Origin of the sequence: Lyticum sinuosum (genome assembly GCF_034471385.1) — a bacterium.
GTDB lineage: Bacteria > Pseudomonadota > Alphaproteobacteria > Rickettsiales > Midichloriaceae > Lyticum > Lyticum sinuosum.
In genome coordinates this window covers 149,288-170,468 of record NZ_JARGYU010000002.1, presented here as the reverse complement: position 1 = coordinate 170,468, position 21,181 = coordinate 149,288, and the positions used below count along the sequence as shown (strand labels likewise).

Here is a 21,181-nt window from a genome sequence, read left to right as displayed (position 1 = left end):
TACATTAAAATAATCTTGTAAATACTTTATAATTATCAAAATATTCAAAATTTAATCATATTTTATTTAATATTAAAATTATTCAAGGAATTATCTTGATTTTACAAAAATTTATATAATTTTTTTTTGTAAATTAAATTTATAAATACTTATATTGCATATTCTTAAATATGCAATTTTATTAAAAATATTATTACTTCCCCAGAGAATTACTCTTATTAATGATTAATCTTTTATTTTTCTACTTTTAATACCCCGGGAATAGAATTAAGAAATAGAATTCCTCCGATTACTCTCATTAATCTTTTGTTCTTTTATTTTTTCAACAAAACTCTTTGAAAAATCTTGCTGTTGAGAATACTGCGTTAATTTTGTAACACCACCTTTCTCATCATGTTTATTTATTATTTCCTTAATTTTATTATTTTTTACTCCTTCAGAAAAACTATTACTACGCTGGAAAGATTTGTTTTGAGGATGTTCATTATTATGTTGATCATCCTTCTTAAGATCATTTTTCATTTCCTGAACTAAATTCAACTTTTTACTTACATCTGTTAAATATGAAGATGTAGGATGACCATTTTTGTTATTATGTCTTTCATGATTTTTATGTCCATCAACATCTGGAAATAATTTGAAAGACAATATAAAATCTGTAATAGAATTTAATCCAGACTTGATATAGTCTAAAAACCCCTTAGTTTTAACAGGGTTCGTAGTATGAGTTGTATTACCTTTGACTGTATTATGATTAGCAGAATTAACAGTGGGTTGTGAATGTGTATTTTGTTGTGTATTAGAATTATGTCCTTGTGGTTGAGTTGTTCCATGTGATGTTGTTTGTGGAGGTGTTACTGTGTTATTTACAGTATGTGCATTATGATTATGACTTAGAGCTTCAATTCCTTGATTATAATTATTATATTGATATCCATGATTATTCAGTATCTTATTAAGATCATCATAAAGTATATTTACTGCCTCTGTTTTTACTTCTATTTTAAGATCTTTTTCTATTTTCTCTGTTATATTATTAATATGATTTTGATAAGATTCTTCTGAAAATTCTTTACCATTTTCTATTTTTACAAATTCTTCATCTAATTTTTTAATTTCATTTAATTTTTCATTAAAAAATATTTTTTGACCATTTTCTATACTAGTTTGAATATCAGTAATATTTTCTTCAATATTAAATTCTTTTTTTGGATCAAATCCATTATATTGATATTCTTTTAAACTACTAATAGATTTATCAAAAATTCTAGGATCAATAGGATTTTCAATTCCATGAATTTTATAAGCTTTACTCAATTCATGGTCTAATTCTTTTTGTAAATCTTGTATTTTCATTAAATTTTCACTGAATTCAGCAAATCCTTTCACTGTTTTCTGAATTATCTCCTGTGATTCCTTATTGAATTGTTTATTTATGTTATCATTTAATTTTTCTTTGTTATCTTTATCATCATTTCGATTTTTTTGTTCTTCTGTTTTAATTTTTAATTCTGCATTACTCTTTTGTTGTGCACTGATATCACCAATTAATTTTTTATTTTTTTCAATTAATTCTAAAATTTCACTACTTTTAGATAAATTTTCTTTATATATTTCAAAAGTATTTATAATTTTAGTTGGTATTTTTGGAGCATTTTCTTTTATAACATCTTGTTTTTCTTGTTGAATTTTTTCTTTTTGAGCTTTTTTATCTTCTTCAGATTGTAGATTTTGTACTTGTGGATTTGTTTTAGAAGTATATTCAGAAATAGCTTCATTTAATTTATCATAAGATTTTAACGTCTTTTTTGCTAACTTTTCTTGTGTATGATTATAAATTGCAGCCATGGTTGATCCAGCTACAATACCTACAGTAACACCTGCAGTAATTGCATATAAATTTGGCTCCGGGACTATAGATATTTTTCCTAATACTTCCAATAATTTGCTCGATATTGTTAGACTGCTATCTACTATGTTTGCTATCTTCTCATTTCTTTCTTCTTCTTTTTTATGTGGATCTTCATGTTCTTGAGTATTCTTTTGTATCTCCTTTTTTTTACTGAAAACACTCTTGATTTTATCTTTAAATTTACTAAGTTTATTCTTGATTTTGTCAAAACCTACCATATTTGCGATATTGATTACTATACCTAAAATAACAGTCGTCATATCAAGAATTAATAATACCAGAACTTTAGCAGATTCAGTAAACTGAGAGACTGATATTTTCTTAAATTCTTTAGATTTTTCTTTAGAATTTTTTGATTTTTGTTCAAGTTTTTCTAAACTTGCTTGCAATTCTTCTAATTGATATTTTTTTATAGGATTAGGAGTAATATCCTTTGAATTATCTAAAATAACATTAGCAATATTATTTTTAACTTTTTTTATTTCTTTCTCATAATTATGAGATAAGAACTTCTCTTTCATTCCGGCAATAGAATATCCAATTCCACCAAGAAAATGCGCAACAGAAAGAATTAATATACCTGGAGCTTTAAGAACATGAACCATTGCACCTTTAATGATACTTATAGCTGTTTTCTTATTTTTTTTATAACCTTGTAAAGCTTTTTCTATATCTTGTTTATCTTCTACTATAAAATCAGCAATTTTTTCTAAAAATTTTTCATCTTTAATTTCTTTAATATCATCTTTTGTTATTTGATTTACACTAGTTATAGCTTTTGGTTTTTTAGGATCCTTGAGTTTTTCTGGTTTTTTAGGATCCTTGAGTTTTTCTGGTTTTTTAGGATCCTTGAGTTTTTCTGGTTTTTTAGGATCCTTTGGTTTTTTAGGAATTTGTAATTTATTAAATTCCTCAATTATCTCATTAGCTGTTGCTTGTTTTTTTTCTTTTTTATTCTTTCTATTCTGTTTTTCTTGTTTTTTTTCTTTTGCAATTTTATCTTCAGCTTGTTTTTTTGCAATCTTATCTTCAGCTTGTTTTTGTTTTTTTTCTTTTACAATTTTTTGTTTTTCTTCCTCTTGTTGTTTTTTTTCCTCTAGTTTTTTTGTTTTTTGATCTTCTTCTGTTAGAATTTCCTTATTATTCATAAAATACTAAAAATAAATATAATTTATTTATATTTTAATATTTTTTTAAAAATTAATACATTAATTTAATTATTTGACTATTAATATGATTTATTAGTATAATATTTTATATTTAAAATATATATTTGATATTTACAAATTATATTTTTTTATATCAGATTTTTGTATATTTTAGCTTAATATTAAAATATTTTATCAAATTTTGTGTTTTTTATAAAAAAATTGAGGAACTTTATTTCCTTGATCAATAAGACAATTTTGATAATTCAGATCTATTTCTTCATCTACTTCATTATTTATAGTAGAAATATACGAAAAATTCATAAAAACATTCGATACTTGTTTATTATTGTTTGACATATTTTATAATATTTTGATAATGTTATCTTATCTTAGAATTTGAAAAGCTTTATACTTATTTATTAGGTAAAATATATATTAAATATATATTACATTGCAGATGTTTTATGAATTTAACTTATTAATTGGATTATTTAATATTAGTGTAGTTGATATATAGCAACTTTTAGTTATAAAATCAACTGATGATTGAAAGAATAATTATTTTTTGTTTTAAATATAAATAGAATAACCAAATTATAGGTTAATACAAAACATACTTTATCGTTATAATTTTTAGATTCGCGGATCATTTATATAAATTTAAAATATACAAAAATGAGCTTAATAGAAAAACTTCAAGCAATTGTAAAAAAGTATGAAGAATTAAATCAAAAAATGCTTGAAATTACTTCATCAAATGAGTATCAACAGAATGCTAAAGATGTATCAGAAATAGAAAATATTATTCCATATGCAAAAGCATATCTTGAAAGAAATAAAGAAATAAGCGAAATAAATGAAATATTAGAGAATACTCAAAAAGATGATAAAGAAATGGTTGATATGTTCAACTCTGAGCTTTTAATTTTAAAGGAAGATGTTAAAAATTTGGATTTACAACTAAGATATCTTTTGTTACCCAAAGATAAAGCAGATGATAAAGGTGTTATATTAGAATTAAGATGTGGAACTGGTGGAGAGGAAGCTGCACTTTTTTGCGCAGTTTTATTTAGAATGTATAAAAGATATTCAGAAAAAAAAAGATGGAAATTTGAAATATTAGAATATCAAAATACAGGATTAGATGGATGCAAGGAAGCATCAGTATCAATCAATGGAGAATCTGTTTATGCTCATTTAAAATTTGAATCTGGGGTGCATAGAGTGCAAAGAGTACCTGATACTGAATCAAATGGAAGAATTCATACTTCTACTGCAACAGTAGCAATTCTTCCTGAAGCTGAAGATTTTGAAGTAGAAATAAAAGAAAGTGAAATTAAAATAGATGTTTATCGATCTTCTGGAGCTGGAGGACAACATGTAAATACAACAGATAGTGCAGTACGTATAACACATATACCTACAGGTACTGTAGTATGCCAACAAGATGAAAAATCACAACATAAGAATAAAGCCAAAGCTTTAAAAATATTACGTGCAAGAATATATGATATGCAAAGACAATCTGTAGAAGATGAAAGATCTGAAGCAAGAAGAATTATGGTAGGCAGTGGAGATAGATCAGAAAGAATAAGAACATATAATTATCCGCAAAATAGAGTTACTGATCATCGTATAAATGTAACATCTTATAATTTAGAATCTGTTATAAATGATGGTGATATTGATCAATTTATAGAAAAATTAATAACAGAAAATCAAATGGCTATGCTTGCTAACTATAATAATATATAAATGATAAACTACTAAATATGTAATATTCAATAATAATACTATTATAATAAATTTTAGATAAATTATATTTTGTATTTTTATAATATATAAAAATTTATAATATAAAATTTTTAATATTTTGTTATTGAATATATAAAATAAAAAATATATAATATAGCGCAGTTCTACATTTATATGATTATTATTAATAATAAAATAGATTTATTTGCTTAATGGCATACTATATAACAGAAATAAAAAATCCCAATAGTGTTACATTTAGAACAGAACCACTAGAAAGAGGTTTTGGTACAACATTAGGGAATGCATTGAGGAGGGTACTACTTTCTTCAATTCCTGGTGCAGCTGTTGTTGCTGTAAGAATTAATGACGCAGAACATGAATATTCTTCAATTCATGGAATAAAAGAAGACTTTTTAGATATAATACTGAATCTTAAAAGTATGCCTGTGGGATTAAAAAGTGGTGTAAATAGAATCAAGGCAAAGATAAAAATGAAAGGTCCAGCAATTGTCACAGCAAGAATGTTACAAATAGAAGAGATAAATGAAATGCCTAGAAAAGATAATAATGATCAGATACTCATAATACCGGATTTAGATTATATTATATGTCATCTTGACAAAAATGCTGAGTTAGATTTATCACTTATTATATTAAAAGGCAGTGGTTATAAACAAGCAGGTAGTATTTCAGTAAATTCTCCTGTTTCTGCTTCTGGTAGATATATTTTAATGGATGCCATTTTTTCACCAGTAAAAACATGTACATACAGTGTAGATGTTGCAAAAGTGGGTAAAGAATCAAATTATGATAGTTTAGATTTAACAGTTCAAACAAATGGAACTATAACACCTGATATTGCTTTATCTTACGCTGCACGTATTCTACAAGAACAATTCAAAATGTTTGTCGGTGATTGTGAAGTTACAGAAAAAAATAATAAAGAAAAAAATGAACTTCCATTTGATCCAAAGCTTTTAACTAAAGTTTCTCATCTTGAATTATCAGTTAGATCTCATAATTGTCTCAAAAATGAAAATATAATATATATTGGAGATTTAGTTACTAAAAGTGAAGTCAAAATGCTTCATACTCCAAATTTCGGGAAAAAATCTTTAAATGAAATAAAAGATGTATTAAACAAAATGGGATTACGTTTTGGTATGGATGTACCACAATGGCCTCCTAAAAATATTAAAGAGCTTTCTGAAAAATATGATGAACATATAAATGGTACTACGGAATCTTTTTAAATAGAATATTTTTTTAAATTTGATTTTAAAGTTTATTTTTAAAGTTAATATTTATTTATTAATTTATATTTTTAAAGTCTATATTTATTTGTTTATTTGAATAAATATTTGAATAAATTACTTTACTTATTTATATTTTTATTAAAAATAAAGAGCTTTCTGAAAAATATGATGAACATATAAATGGTACTACGGAGTCTTTTTAAATAGAATATTTTTTTAAATTTGATTTTAAAGTTTATATTTATTAATTTATATTTTTAAAGTTTATTTTTATTTGTTTATTTGAATAAATATTTGAATAAATTACTTTACTTTACTTATTTATATTTTTATTTTTAAGTATTAAAAAATAGCAAAAAACTTTAAAGTATGTTAAAGATATCAATTCTAGATTTGAGAGTTTTAGTATATATAGGATGTACTCAAGAAGAAAGATCGAATCCTCAAATGATATCTATCAATATAGATTTATCATTTGATATTTCTTTATTAGGAGCGGATACAGATAGATTAGAGGATACAGTTTGCTATGCTTCAATAGCAAAAATAGTTAGAGATTTTTGCGAAACTAAATCTTTTAACCTTATAGAAAATTTAGGTAAATCTATATATGAAGAAATTATTAGAAATACTGATATTCATAAAAATTTAATTAATAAAATATCTATTGAAATACATAAAAATTCTCCTATTATTAATTCTATCGCAAAAGGTGGAATAAAATTAGTTTATTCTAGATCATCAATATCAGACTAATACATTTAGATTTAGAATGATTCATACTGTTTATATTAGTTTAGGATCAAATATTGGGAATCGTTTAAGAAATTTACAAGAAGCAATATTATTATTAATAGAAAGTAAATTATTAACTAATATCAAGAAATCAATTGTTTTAGAAACACAAGCAATTTTATCTGATAATACGCCACTAGAATATGCTGATAAATCATATTTAAATATGATAATTAGCGGAGAAACAATAAAAACTCCTTTGGATTTACTGATTGATTTAAAGAATATAGAAAAAATAATGGGTAGAACAGAGAGTATTTATAAATATTCTCCAAGAATTATAGATTTAGATATACTATTTTATGATAATTTAATAATAAATAGTAATATAATTACTATTCCACATCCTGAGATAAAAAATAGAGATTTCATTCAATATTTATTATCTTTAATGGGAAAACAAGACTTATTAGACTTATTAAATATAGAATTAAGACAGAAAATTAATGAATATCCAATATCTTTCTTAAATACATATATAATCAATCCAAAATTAGTTGGTATTATTAATCTCACACAAGATTCTTTTTCTGATGGTGGTAAATTTTATAAATTAAATGATGCAATAGCACACTTACAAAATCTTATTGAAGATGGTGCAAGTATAATTGAAATAGGAGCACAATCTACAAGACCATCAGCTATTATAAAATCTCTAGAATTTGAACATATTAAATTGAATGAATTTCTTAAAGAAATAAATGAAAATTTTTCATCAAAAAATATAAATATTAGTATAGATACATTTCATTCATCTATTATCATAGATTTAATTAAAAAATATAATATTTATATGATTAATGATGTTAAAAACGACCTTGATGATAATTGTTTAAGATTTATTTCAGATAGTGGATGTAAATTCTGTTTCATGCATTCTTTAGATATTCCTCCTGCGAGAAATATTTCATATAATATAAATATTTTGAATAAATTAAAAGAATGGTGTGAAAAATATCTAGAAAAATTAATAAAATTAGGTTTTAAGATAAAAAATTTGGTATTTGATCCTGGGATAGGATTTGGTAAAAATTACCTTCAAAATATTGATATTATTAAAAATATTGAATATTTTAAAGATTTAGGATGTGATATTATGTTAGGTCATTCTAGAAAATCATATATAAAATCATTTTCTAATGAAAAAGAGGCCTATCAAAGAGATATTGAAACGATAGCAATATCTTTGTTAGTAAAAAATAAAGTAGATTTCTTACGTGTTCACAATGTTAAAGATAATATGAAAGCTTTAATATCACAATCTGTGATATATAACGAATAAATATAAAAAATAATGGGATATAAATAGGATAAGATAAAATAGAATATAAAATCAATATTTATTGATTAAAGAACTAATTTCTTTATTTGTTTTTTTATTTTATCTAAAATAAATAAAAACTAAACAAAATGAGTTTTAATATCATAATTTGTGTATATTTCTTATTTTTATCTGAAATTTGTTAAATTATCTGGGAGAATTTAAAAAAATATACGAAAACCATAATCAAAAACTTGTTATCAAGTATATAAATTTTATATATGCTAGTAAACTAACATATATAATTTTTTTTGTAATTCAAAAAGAATTAGAACACATAGTCCATTTTAATTCTGAACATTTGTGTAAAGGTATCAGAAGTTTTAAATGACTTAATAGCCAAAGCACTATCAGTTCCAGCTGCAGCATAAATTTTTGGATATGATATAAATTGTTCATCACTTTTTTGTGATGCTCCTTGTGAATATCCAACTATATAAGCAGCACTTAATCTTGTATTGCCCATTATATATTGAACACCACCACCTAATTCTAGACGAGCAGAAGTTTTCTTTTTCATTTTTGCATCTTTTTGAGCTAATGAATAAGTAGAAGTACTAGATTTAACAATTTTATCAGATGTAACAGCTCTAGTATCATTAGAAATGATGCTTGCAGGATCAACGTTAAATTTTTCTAATGTAACTTCATTTTGTTCTACACCAGCTGCTCCTTCAATAAACGGACTAATAGAAGAATCTGAAATAATGAAATCATATTTCGCTCTTAACATTCCATTATAAGAAACAGTCTTTAATTCTGAATATCCATACCCATCTTTTGATTGAGTTTTGCTTTTTGCAAGAGATTTAGGAGTAAATCCGAATGAAACTCCAAGATTTACATTATCATTAATATAATAACCAACTCCAATTTCTCCAAAATACCCTTTATTGCCTCCATTAGCTGTATACATTACATCACTGAATGTTATAGCAGCTGTATTTTGTGCTTCTATCTTTGCCATAGTATCAGCACTATGAGAAAATTTATATTCTTGTTTTTCTGACATAGCATATCCTCCACCTGCACTGAAAGTCATTTTACATGCATCACCAACAGCTGCAAAAGCTGGATTTGAAGTAGCAAATGCAACTGCGGCAATTGCTAAAATTTTTAGATTTTTTTTACTCATATGTGTAAAAATGTGAAAAAATAATTAAATAGATAAAATCGATCTATAAGACCTATAAATAATTATAGACTTTTTAAATAGTATTATAAAAGTAAATATTACATTTATATGTAAATTATAAGATTTTACTGTAGTTGCTTTACAACAAAATATAATATCAGTTAGTAAAAATATATAAAAATATTTATACTATATAGATAAATATAAATGATAATAAAAATTCTGTGTTCTCGACAGGAATTGAACCTGTGACCTACAGATTAGGAATCCATTGCTCTATCCTACTGAGCTACGAGAACTAAGAATTTAATTTACACATAGTTAATATATAATGTCAAATTAAGTAAAAAACATGATTATTGATTATATTACCAAAATTTTCCTTCATAATAAAAATTATTATGCAAATGATAATATTCTTGCAAAGAACTATTAATAATTATAAGTATAATATTGAGTATATGTAGATTTTACCACTGAATAATCATCTATAAAGTTCAATTGATCATATTCCTTATTTAAAACATTATTTCCAATGTTTATTATATTTAACCCAAGTAAAGTTGATGTAATTGTTTCTGAGACTAAAATATCAATAGGATAAAAAGCAATATCGAATCCTAATCCGATAGCTCGAGTCATACTATGTGGACCAAGTAGTGGAAGTATAATATAATTGCATTGTTTTCCTCCGAATTTTAAAAAAGTATCTCCAAAAGTAGATTTTTGACGTTTTAATCCATGTTTTGAAGCAAAATCACTAAATCCTAAAATACCTACCGTAGAGTTTAAAATAAAACGATTAAAAGAAGAAAAAAAGCTTCTTATTTCTCCTTGGAGTAAATAATTTAACATATAAAGTGGCTCATTTAAATTATTTAAAAAATTAGACATCCCATCCCTCATATTTTGATGAAAAAGTACACCACGATAAACTTTTATAATTGGAATAACAATAAATCTATTTAATTTTTTATTAAAAATCCAAATTTTACGATTATATTTTTCCCATGGATCAGGAATATCAGAAATTAATGTTTGACTGTAAATATAACATTTATCATCCGTTGCAAACGGATTATCACTCATCAAAATTTCCTTATTATTAGTTAAATCTTTAGCTCTAGCTGAATTTATATCTATATGTATAGTCTTGATAAATATAATTATAAATACAATTATAATTTTATTTAATGATTTTATATTAAAATTCATTTTTCACCTAGCACTTACTAAAAAATATTGAAATTCTTATCGAAGGTAATATTACATTATAATCTATTTATTTAGCAAACATTTATCTTAATAAAATTATATTAATTAACTAATATAATAAAGTTACAATGAGTATATTTATACTAAAAAAAGTACAAAATTATATTAAAAAAAAGTACAAAAAAAGTATAAAGTAATTAATTTTTAATTATTAAAAAATATGTATTATTTATATAATCAAAAAAAAATTAAATTTATTGACGAAATTTCAAAATTTATTAACTATAATTCTATAAATCATCCTATAGCCTTTACAAGAGTTGATTTTAATATACCAATTGGAGAAACAAATTCTCCACTATCAGTAGCAAGAATTAAACAGAATAAAGAGACTATTTTATTACTCCTTAAGCTTGGATATATTGTTGTTCTTATTTCACATTTTGGACAACCAACTTCTATAAATCCTGATTATTCCTTAAAAAAAATATTAAAATATATAGAAAATGAGTATCAAATTAATGTTAATATTTTACCATATGAATTAGATAAAGCAGCAAAAACAATTCTAATTAATACACAAAATATAAAGAAACAAAAATCACTGCAATTTTATGATTTTAATAATTCTTTATATTTATTAGAAAATATTAGATTTTATAGTGGAGAAATTGAAAATAATTTAAATTTTGCAAAAAAAATATCAGAACTCAGTCAAAATGAAGATTCTATTTATGTGAATGATGCTTTTTCTGTATCTCATAGACATCATGCATCAATTTGTTCTCTTCCTATTTTTTTTCCTAATAAATCATATGGAGGATTAGCTTTAAAGCAAGAATTATTATTACTTGATAAATATGTTGGTCATTTACGTAATATGGAATCTAAAAAAATTCAATATATTAATAAAACCTCTATATTAGATAATAAAATAAAAGATAATAATAATACTTTTAATGATAAATTTAATATATCTGTAGTTATTATAGGTGGAAAAAAAATAACAACAAAATTACCCTTAATCAAAAATCTAAGCCAAAAATTAGATTATATTATATTAGGTGGAGCTATTGCTAATACATTTTCTATTGCTTTAGGAAAAAAAATTGGATCTTCTTTTTATGAACCAGAAATGATTGATTTTGCAATGGAAATTTATCTAAAAAGCAAAGCAAAAATAATCCTTCCTCAAGATTATATTGTTGTTGAAAATACTGTTGTTGAAAGTACTACAATAAATACAACAGATATAATAAAAAAAGATTATATACATAAATTTTCAGAGGATAATATATCAGGAGAAATAGGAGATATAGGCGAAATAACTATAAAAAATGTTATTTCTATTATAAAAAAAGCAAATATTTTAATTTGGTGTGGTCCTCTCGGGAGATATGAAATTCCTGAATTGTCTAATGGAACAGATAGTGTTGCCAATATAGTAGCTCAAGAAACCTCTCATAGAGCCTTAACGAGTATTGCAGGAGGTGGTGATACGATAGCCGCATTAGGAAAATATGCTGAAAAATTTACATATTGTTCAACTGCTGGAGGTGCTTTTATGATGTGGATAGAAGATGAATTACCAGGATTAATTGCATTACAAAACAATGATTAATTGTATATTAATTACATTACAAAACAATGATTAAAATTGTATATTAATTACATTACAAAACAATGATTAATTACATATTAATTGCATTACAAAACAATAATTAAAATTGTATATTAATTACATTATAAAACAATGATTAAAATTGTATATTAATTACATTATAAAACAATGATTAATTACATATTAATTGCATTACAAAACAATGATTAATTGTATATTAATTACATTATAAAACAATAATTAAAATTGTATATTAATTACATTACAAAACAATAATTAATTACATATTAATTGCATTACAAAACAATAATTAAAATTGCATATTAATTGCATTACAAAACAATGATTAATTACATATTAATTGCATTATAAAACAATGATTAATCGCATATTAATTGCATTACAAAACAATAATTAAAATTGTATATTAATTACATTATAAAACAATGATTAATTGTATATTAATTGCATTACAAAACAATAATTAAAATTGTATATTAATTACATTATAAAACAATAATTAAAATTGTATATTAATTACATTACAAAACAATAATTAAAATTGTATATTAATTACATTATAAAACAATAATTAAAATTGTATATTAATTACATTACAAAACAATAATTAAAATTGTATATTAATTACATTATAAAACCGGTAATTTAGAAAAAAATAATAAAAATACAAATACAAAAGTTAATTAAATATATCTCCATTATCAACTTCTGATAGACCAACAAATTGTCGTTTTTCATTGATAGTCATAAAATTATTATTTTTAAGTTTATCCCATATTATTTCTCTTTTTGGTTGTAAAGCATTTATTTTATCTATATCACAAACTATACGTATTGATTCATCGTTAAAATGCTTTATAAACCAGTTTTGTAAACAGCATATTATTTTTTCAACCATTGGTAATATAGTCTGCTCCCACATTGCAGTTCTAGCTTCACTTAAATTACTATATGTATTATCTCCTGGAATACCTAAAAGCTGAGATGGAACACCTAATGCTAATGCTATTTCACGTGCTAATGAATTTTTTAATTCTAAATAATCCATATCATGTGGTGACATACTTATTGTTTTCCATTCAAGACCTCCTTCAAGAAGTAAAGGTCTTCCAGCATTTTTTGATCCAGAATATATGTCATCGAACATTGATTTTAGCTGAGAAAATTGTTCAGGATTTAATCTACATCCTTGTCCTTGAGCATTTTTGACAATTATTGCACCACTTGGGCGTGCACCATTTTGAAGAAGAGATTGATTCCAAGCACTTGCTTGATTATGTTGATCAATACTAAAGCTTGCTACTTCAAGAGGAGATAATCCATACCAATCAGATAAAGGATGATAATTACGTAAATGTAAAATTTTACAAACATCATTTCTCTGATCTATTGGATAATCAATATTATTACCATCTACTGTATAACGATAAGCATATGGAATTTTATTATTATTGACGATAATTTGAACTCTATCAGGTCTCAATAAATAAATTTCTTGTAATATATTTTTTGGATTGTTTTTATAAATACCTAGAATATATACATTTCCACTTATCAATAAAGAAGTATATAGAGCTTCAAAAAATTCCTTACAACCCTGAAGTGGATTAGGTGAGCGTAGTATATTGATTATTTTATGATTTGTAATGGGGATCATTTCTCCATCATTTATCTCCTTATAAAGTTTTAGTGGTATACTTGCAGCAGCTTTAGCTAACATATCAATAGTACGATATGCTATAGCATTTTGACAATATCCATTTTTTGCCAAATCAATATAACTTTTTCCAGACCATACTGGTTTTCCTATATTATAAAAATAAGAATTATCATGCATTTCTTCATTTAAACTTTTATTTTGAGAACGACTAAATACATTAGATATATTTGAAATTTTATTAAACATAAAAAAATATATTAAATAATGTTGATATAAAAAATATTAAAATTTATTAAATTAATAAATGATCTATCACCTTAATTTATATCAAAGATAATAAAATCAGATTGTATTATAATTTTACTTTTATATCCTGGAAGTATTATTTTTAATAATTTATTTTATTATTTTAATGATTTATTATAATTTATTATGATTTTTATTTAAAATATTTATATGATAAAATTGCTCAAATTAAGTTAATTTAGTCTAATTTTTAGTTTTTTATGTAAATTTAGTTATTTTTAGTTATTTTTGATTAAAAATAGAATTTATAATCTTTTTTTTTATTTATAATATTTTTTTTTATTTAAATTTTATTAGCTTTATAATAAAATATTGTTTTGGATTAAATCCAACTAATTATATCTGGAAAATAAATTAATAAAAATTCTTGCTATATTTTTTATTTAGATATATTTAAATTTTTCTATATTTTTTTCTAAATTCTATCAACTTAAAAAATGATTTTTGTAGGAGTTATTACTTTAATTATATTATATGCTATTTTAGCTAGATTAATAATGAAGTTTTTATATATTAAATTAATCAAAAGTAATCAATTGAGAAAACCGGAGAATCATAATTATAAATCAAATATCAAAGTTATTTCTTTGATTATTGTATCTGTTATTGCATTGCAAACTATTATTTATACAATAGTCTCGTATATAACTTCTAATTCATTTTTATCTTTTATATTAATAATAATACATTTTGTAGGTTCTATATGTGGTGGACCAATTATAGCTTATATTTATGGAATAGGAGATGTATTAGTGAATCAAGGATCAAAAAACACTGGTGCAACCAACATGTTAAGAGTTGGAGGTATTAAATTAGCTGTTTTAACCTTTTCTATTGATGTTATTAAAGGGATAGGATTAACATATATTATGCTATATATTTTAAGATATATATATGATTTTCATACTCAGTATGTTTTTTTCCATCTACATGAATATCCATTGATAATAAAAAAAATAATCATGAATAATTTAAATACTACTTTAATAATGATATTAGTTACTATTTTTCATATTTTTCCAATATTTCCAAATATTAAAGGAGGAAAAGGAGTTTCTGTTATGTTAGGAAGTGCAATAATATTATTGCCTTTAAAAATTTTATCATTAATTATTTTTATTTGGATATCAACTTTTTTTATTAAAAAAATTGTTTCTCTAGCTTCAATTATATCATCAATATCTTTAAGTTGTATATCAATCTTTAGTTTATTTATAAATATATATAAAATTAAAGATAATATTGAAAATATTACAGATATTATGGTATGGAGATTATTTCCAGATATTTTAGGAATTTTAATTGTACCAGCTGTTATAATGTATTCGCATAGAGAAAATATAAAAAGAATTCTATCTGGGGAAGAAAAAAAAATTATTATAAAATAACACAATATTTGTGAATAGTTAAATATGACAAATAATCAAGATAATAGTACTTTCAGTACAAAACGTTCAACAGTCCAAGAAATAGAAGCTATTATAAATCAAACAATTCCTATTCTTGATCATGGTTTTATAAGAATTATTGATTATATGGGGGATGATAATGCTATCGTACAATCAGCTCGTGTTTCTTATGGAAAGGGAACAACTCAAATCAATGCTGATAAGGCACTTATTTCATATTTGATGAGACATCATCATACAAGCCCATTTGAAATGTGTGAAATAAAATTTCACATTAAAGCTCCTATTTTTGTTGCTCGTCAATGGCTTAGGCATAGAACTGCTAATGTAAATGAATATTCCGCGCGTTATTCGATTTTAGATAGAGAATTTTATTTACCTTCTAAAGAAAATATATCATCTCAATCTACAAACAATAAACAATGTAGAGTATCAAATTCTAATCTAAAAGAAGAAGAAATTGAATTTGTTATTGATATATTAAAAAATGATGCTAATCGTTGTTATGATAATTATCTCCAATTAATGAATATTAATGAAAATACAACAGAAAAAATAGATCCTAATAAATCTGGAATAGCAAGAGAATTATCTAGAATGAATTTAAATTTGAATTATTATACTCAGTGGTATTGGAAGATAGATCTTCATAATTTATTACATTTTTTATATTTAAGAACGCATAATCATGCCCAATATGAAATTAGAATTTATGCACAAAAAATACTAGAAATTGTGCAGAAATGGGTTCCTCACACATATGAAGCATTTATAAATTACAGATTAGAAAGTAAATCTTTTTCTAAAAATGCATTGAATTTTATAAAAAAACAAATTAAAGGAGAAGATATAACTTTCTCTGAAAGTGGAATATCAAAAAGAGAATGGAATGATATATGTGAGTATTTTAATCTAGAAGATATTATTATAAAATAATTAGTATTAATTATGATAATTAATTAAAATTAGTTAAAAAATAATCAAATAATAATAAATAAAATATTTTATTAATAAATCATCAAAAAAATAAAAGTTTATTATATACTAATAAAAATAAATAAAACTGTAATATTATGAATTATGATAGAGATTATGATATAAATGAATCTAAAAAATATAATATAGCTATTGTAGGAGCAACTGGTGCTGTTGGAGCAACTTTATTATATCTTTTAATTGAAAGAAGCTTTCCATTTGACAATGTATATGCTGTGGCTTCATCTAGATCAGCAGGAACAAAATTAAATTTTGGATATGATCCACCAATGGAGTTAATAGTTGAGGATCTTGAGACTTTCTCATTTGAAAAAGTAGATATTGCAATTTTTTCTATAGGAAGTAAATTATCATCAGAATATGCACCAAAAGCAGCATTAGCTGGTTGTATTGTTATTGATAATTCTTCATATTGGCGTATGAATGATGATATACCATTAGTAGTTGCAAGTGTTAATAGTGAATGTATATCACAATATAAAAACAAATATATTATATCTAATCCAAATTGTATAGTTGCACCTTTAGTTGATGTATTACATCCACTTAATAAAATTTATGGAGTTAAAAGAATTATTTTATCAACTTATCAATCAGTTTCAGGAAAAGGTAACAGAGCAATTCGTCAACTTTTTGAAGAAACACGTGATGATATTACGCAGAATTATGAAGAAAACTTAAATAATAATGATGATATAAATTATGATGAAAATAATTTCAATCAAGAAAATTATGATGAAAATAATTTCAATCAAGAAAATTACAATGAAAATTGTAAAAAAACTTCTAATAAAAAAATTGAAGAAGAAAATGAAAATTATGAAGAATCTGATGAGTTTTCAGGAGTATTACCACATAAAATAGCATTTAATGTTATTCCTCAAGTTGGAGAAATTTTATCAGATGGAGAAACAGAAGAAGAAGAAAAAATAAGAAATGAAATACAAAAAATTCTATGTTCTCAAATAGGTATTTCTGCAACTTGCGTTAGAGTTCCAGTTTTTTTTGGTCATAGTATTGCTGCAAATATTGAACTTTCAGTAGAAAATATTCCATCTATAGACGAAATAGCTGATGTTATAAAAAACAATAAGGATGTGATTATATCACATGATATTGATCATAATTATTCAACAAATTATATTATGCCAATTGATTGCGTATCCCTACCTTTTGTTTATGTTTCACGTCTAAGACCTGACTATAGTAATTCTAAAGCTTTCAATATATGGATAGTAAGTGATAACTTATATAAAGGGGCAGCATTAAATGCGCTACAAATTGCTGAAAAATTAATTACAACACATTTATAAAAATTGAATAGTATTGATTTATGTAGTATAATAGATTACATTAGCAGTTTTAATGAAGTTATTGTAAAATACACATGTATAAAATATTATTATATTTTATGTTCTTATTTACAATAATAGAATTAAAACCAGTATTTGCTGATTTTTCTGATATTTCTAATTGGTTTTTAGATTTTTTTAATTCTGATACAAAAAGTAATAAAGTTATAGTTTTAACTAGAAAAGATATTGAAAATTATATAAATAGTCAATCAAAAAACGGATATATGATTAATATTTCTGCAGACCTAGGCAGTAGTAATATAAGTAATATTGATCTTTCAGATTTAGATCTGTCTGGTGCTAATTTACAAAAAATGAACATGTCTGGGTGTAAAATGTATAGAACAAGAATGAGAGGAGCTTTTCTTGAAGGGTCAAATTTAAGTAATGTTATTTCTGAATATAGTGATTGGAGTCAATCATCCATAGCATATACAAATCTTGAAAATATAAAATTAGATAATGTAATTTTAGATGATGTTTTTGCAGAGGGAGCAAATTTCTCAGGATCAATCATAAAAAATAGCAGTATTATAGATGGAACTCTTGACAAAAGTAATTTTAGTAATACAAAATTCATAAGTTCTAATTTAACGTACTCAACATTTGACAATTCTGTGGTAAATAATACATATATAGAAAATAGTGATTTTTCTTCAACAAGTTTAGTCAACACTAAACTAATAGAAGTAAAAATAAAAAATTCTTCTTTACGCAATGCTCAAATGAATAGATCTCAAATTTTAAAAACAGATATTAATAATTCTGATTTATTTGGAGTAAATTTATCAAAAGCTATAATTAAAGCTTCTACTATAGAAAAAGTTATTATAGAATCTGGGTATTTTTATGGAACAATTTTTGAAATATCAACAATAAATAATACATTAATTTCATCATCTGATATGAGCTTTGTAAAAATAAATCAAACTACATTTTATTTATCATTATTAAACGATACTAAAATTAGTGATGCTGAAATAACTGATAGTAAATTTAATCGTGTTAATATAGTTAATTGTGACTTTAATAAATCAAAAATACATCAAATTAATGTTAAAGATGTTTTTTGGGGTAGTAATGTATCACAACCATCTATATATAATATCGTTAAATCAACTAATAGTTATATAGAGAATCAGTAATTTTTTATTTAGTTAAATCAACTAATAGTTATATAAAAAATTTATATAAAAAATAAGTAATTCTTTATTGTTTAATTATTAATTGTTTAATGAGCGTAATTTTAATGCGCAACATTTTTTATATTTGTGCCATTTGGTAATATAAATCTATTTATTAAGAGATTAGTTTGTTATGTACTCTTAATATTTAATAAATTTATAGAATTGTCACAGCAACAAGTTAACAGGGATGGCAGTCAAAGGTATACCTTTGCCGTTTTTTCCATGTTAAATTATGTTGCTCCAATGTTTATTGTTAATATTATGGTAACATTAAATGATGTTCTTATAATATTAAGGATAATAGCGATAATGCTATGTTTTGGATTATGTACAGTAGATTATTGGCCAAGAAAGATAAGAGATATTTGTTATCCTTTATATTGGTATATGACTTTATGGTTTTGTTTACCATTTCTTTCTTCGTATACAGCATTTATAACAAGAGCAGAAGAGTGTTGGTTGTTGAATGCTGCTTTATCATTACTTTTGCTAATAATGCTAGTCAGTTGGTTAGTTTTTGTAATATTGATGGTATCAGGAATAAGCTTTGCTTATACTATATATTATATCAAATTATCAAGTTTTCCACCGATTCAACTTCCTTCTAATAATATTTATCCATTTGCTTATTTATGTGCATTTTTATTACTTTCTATAATACTCTTTATGCGACATAAGGAAGATGTTCAGATCGAAAGAATTGAGATGTTACAGCTTTTTAGTGGAGCTATAGCTCATGAAGTTAACAGTCCATTAGCTGCTATAAGAATGCTTTCTAATACTTATAATGAAATATCAAAAGTAATATCTGCAAAAGATAAATCATTGATAAATGAAGATGGAGAGATAGTACATAATATTATAATAAATGATTCTGATTATAAAATGATGCTTGAAATTTTACCACAAAACTTTAATAGAACGGCTTTAGAAGCATCAAAAGTTGTTGAAATATTATTATTCTCATTAAGAAATGATATGTTAGAAAATAATAATTTCTGGAAAATTTCTGAAGTAATAGAAGAAGCAATAGATGGTTATGGTTTTACTCAAGAACAAAGACTTAGAGTTGTTTATGATACTAGTGATGATTTTTTTTTTGCTGGATCAAAACAACTTGTAAAACATATATTATATAATTTAATTCGCAATACTATTAAATATAGTGGAAGTGAAGCGAAAATTAGTATTTGGCTTGAAAATAATCATCTTCATTTCCGTGATAATGGAATTGGAATAGAACCAAAAGAATTAAGTAAAATCTTTAAATTGTATTATACGAGTAATAGAAATATAGGTACTGGTATAGGATTAGCATTTTGTGATTCTGTTATGAAATCTATGGGTGGTAGTATTAAATGTAAATCAGAATATGGATCTTTTAGTGAATTTATATTAAAATTCCCTGAAGAGGACTAATTTGAATAAAATTAAAATTTAAAATTTAATTTAAAATTAAATACAAAATTATATGATTTTTATTTATTTTATGATAAATATATCAATTATTTTATATTTTTCTATATTTTAATTATATTTACTATATTTTAATTAGAAAATAATAGTAATCTAATAAGAAATAAAATATTGCTAAAAAGCTGATCAGAATTTATATAATAATTTCAATCATATAAGTATCAATACAAAATTATATGATTATTCTCAAAAAGAGTTATATAAGTTATATAACTTCAATATTTTATTATTATTTTAGTATTTCTAAGAGTCTGGTGCGGCCGAAAAGACTTGAACTTTCAATCCGTTTCCGGAACAACGACCTCAACGTTGCGTGTCTACCATTCCACCACGGCCACTATATATATAATTTAGTAAGTTTAACTTGTTAAGTTAATACTAAATATAAAATAAGTTTAAAAAAAATATATTCTATAATATTATATATGTCAATATGACTTAATAATATAAATATTTTTTTTATTTAACTCTAGCCATTTTTTTGATCTCTTTGTTTTCTTCTTAAAATATTAGCTTTCATTTGTTTTGCTAAGTTTTTATTTTTCTGTATTATTTTATCTGATTTATTTAGTTTTTCATTTAAGTTATTCATATAAATATATATATT

16 protein-coding genes and 2 tRNA genes are annotated in these 21,181 nt (G+C 23.4%); 10 read left to right on the top strand and 8 right to left on the bottom strand.

Annotated features, from left to right (window positions below; translation table 11 throughout):
- Window positions 1-267: 267 nt before the first annotated feature.
- Complete coding sequence (locus Lyticum_RS02560; RefSeq protein WP_322498772.1) at window positions 268-3,060, bottom strand: hypothetical protein; 2,793 nt, start codon at window positions 3,058-3,060, stop codon at window positions 268-270.
- A gap of 195 nt (window positions 3,061-3,255) precedes the next feature.
- Window positions 3,256-3,420, bottom strand: coding sequence for a hypothetical protein (locus Lyticum_RS02555; RefSeq protein ID WP_322498771.1), 165 nt, complete (start codon window positions 3,418-3,420; stop codon window positions 3,256-3,258).
- 318 nt (window positions 3,421-3,738) lie between these two features.
- Here Lyticum_RS02555 and prfA point away from each other — a divergent pair, with 318 nt between their 5' ends.
- The 4 genes from prfA (at window position 3,739) to folP (ending at window position 8,154) form a co-directional block, all read left to right on the top strand.
- Entirely contained in the window at window positions 3,739-4,818 is a 1,080-nt protein-coding gene (prfA, locus tag Lyticum_RS02550; RefSeq protein ID WP_322498770.1) for a peptide chain release factor 1, read from the top strand.
- A 212-nt stretch (window positions 4,819-5,030) separates the two neighbouring features.
- Complete coding sequence (locus tag Lyticum_RS02545) at window positions 5,031-6,074, top strand: DNA-directed RNA polymerase subunit alpha (RefSeq protein ID WP_322498769.1); 1,044 nt, start codon at window positions 5,031-5,033, stop codon at window positions 6,072-6,074.
- A gap of 372 nt (window positions 6,075-6,446) precedes the next feature.
- Complete coding sequence (locus tag Lyticum_RS02540) at window positions 6,447-6,833, top strand: dihydroneopterin aldolase (RefSeq protein WP_322498768.1); 387 nt, start codon at window positions 6,447-6,449, stop codon at window positions 6,831-6,833.
- A 16-nt stretch (window positions 6,834-6,849) separates the two neighbouring features.
- Window positions 6,850-8,154: a dihydropteroate synthase gene (folP, locus tag Lyticum_RS02535; RefSeq protein ID WP_322498767.1), complete on the top strand. Its 1,305-nt coding sequence runs from the start codon at window positions 6,850-6,852 to the stop codon at window positions 8,152-8,154.
- A 307-nt stretch (window positions 8,155-8,461) separates the two neighbouring features.
- On the opposite strand, the gene Lyticum_RS02530 is transcribed toward folP, so the two are convergent.
- From Lyticum_RS02530 to Lyticum_RS02520, 3 genes are all read right to left on the bottom strand, one after another.
- Window positions 8,462-9,328, bottom strand: a complete 867-nt coding sequence (locus Lyticum_RS02530) for an outer membrane beta-barrel protein (RefSeq protein ID WP_322498766.1) — start codon at window positions 9,326-9,328, stop codon at window positions 8,462-8,464.
- A gap of 225 nt (window positions 9,329-9,553) precedes the next feature.
- Window positions 9,554-9,627, bottom strand: a tRNA-Arg gene (locus Lyticum_RS02525).
- Window positions 9,628-9,760: 133 nt separating this feature from the next.
- Window positions 9,761-10,543, bottom strand: a complete 783-nt coding sequence (locus tag Lyticum_RS02520) for an MlaA family lipoprotein (RefSeq protein ID WP_322498765.1) — start codon at window positions 10,541-10,543, stop codon at window positions 9,761-9,763.
- Window positions 10,544-10,763: 220 nt separating this feature from the next.
- Between Lyticum_RS02520 and Lyticum_RS02515 the strand changes: the two genes are divergently transcribed.
- Window positions 10,764-12,164, top strand: coding sequence for a phosphoglycerate kinase (locus tag Lyticum_RS02515; protein WP_322498764.1), 1,401 nt, complete (start codon window positions 10,764-10,766; stop codon window positions 12,162-12,164).
- A 700-nt stretch (window positions 12,165-12,864) separates the two neighbouring features.
- On the opposite strand, the gene Lyticum_RS02510 is transcribed toward Lyticum_RS02515, so the two are convergent.
- Window positions 12,865-14,091 (bottom strand): phage portal protein, encoded by a 1,227-nt coding sequence (locus tag Lyticum_RS02510; RefSeq protein ID WP_322498763.1) that lies wholly within the window; start codon window positions 14,089-14,091, stop codon window positions 12,865-12,867.
- Window positions 14,092-14,588: 497 nt separating this feature from the next.
- On the opposite strand from Lyticum_RS02510, the gene Lyticum_RS02505 reads away from it, so the two are divergent.
- The 5 genes from Lyticum_RS02505 to Lyticum_RS02485 all read left to right on the top strand — a co-directional run bounded on the left by Lyticum_RS02505 (window position 14,589) and on the right by Lyticum_RS02485 (window position 20,517).
- Window positions 14,589-15,539 (top strand): glycerol-3-phosphate acyltransferase, encoded by a 951-nt coding sequence (locus Lyticum_RS02505; RefSeq protein WP_322498762.1) that lies wholly within the window; start codon window positions 14,589-14,591, stop codon window positions 15,537-15,539.
- Between the two features lie 24 nt (window positions 15,540-15,563).
- Complete coding sequence (gene thyX, locus Lyticum_RS02500) at window positions 15,564-16,496, top strand: FAD-dependent thymidylate synthase (protein ID WP_322498761.1); 933 nt, start codon at window positions 15,564-15,566, stop codon at window positions 16,494-16,496.
- A gap of 137 nt (window positions 16,497-16,633) precedes the next feature.
- Entirely contained in the window at window positions 16,634-17,869 is a 1,236-nt protein-coding gene (locus tag Lyticum_RS02495; protein ID WP_322498760.1) for an aspartate-semialdehyde dehydrogenase, read from the top strand.
- A gap of 98 nt (window positions 17,870-17,967) precedes the next feature.
- Window positions 17,968-19,056 (top strand): pentapeptide repeat-containing protein, encoded by a 1,089-nt coding sequence (locus Lyticum_RS02490; RefSeq protein WP_322498759.1) that lies wholly within the window; start codon window positions 17,968-17,970, stop codon window positions 19,054-19,056.
- A gap of 204 nt (window positions 19,057-19,260) precedes the next feature.
- A complete protein-coding gene (locus Lyticum_RS02485; RefSeq protein ID WP_322498758.1) occupies window positions 19,261-20,517 on the top strand; it encodes a sensor histidine kinase in 1,257 nt (418 codons plus the stop codon).
- A 309-nt stretch (window positions 20,518-20,826) separates the two neighbouring features.
- Here Lyticum_RS02485 and Lyticum_RS02480 read toward each other — a convergent pair.
- Window positions 20,827-20,912, bottom strand: a tRNA-Leu gene (locus Lyticum_RS02480).
- Window positions 20,913-21,043: 131 nt separating this feature from the next.
- Window positions 21,044-21,166: a hypothetical protein gene (locus tag Lyticum_RS02475; RefSeq protein ID WP_322498757.1), complete on the bottom strand. Its 123-nt coding sequence runs from the start codon at window positions 21,164-21,166 to the stop codon at window positions 21,044-21,046.
- Window positions 21,167-21,181: the final 15 nt, after the last annotated feature.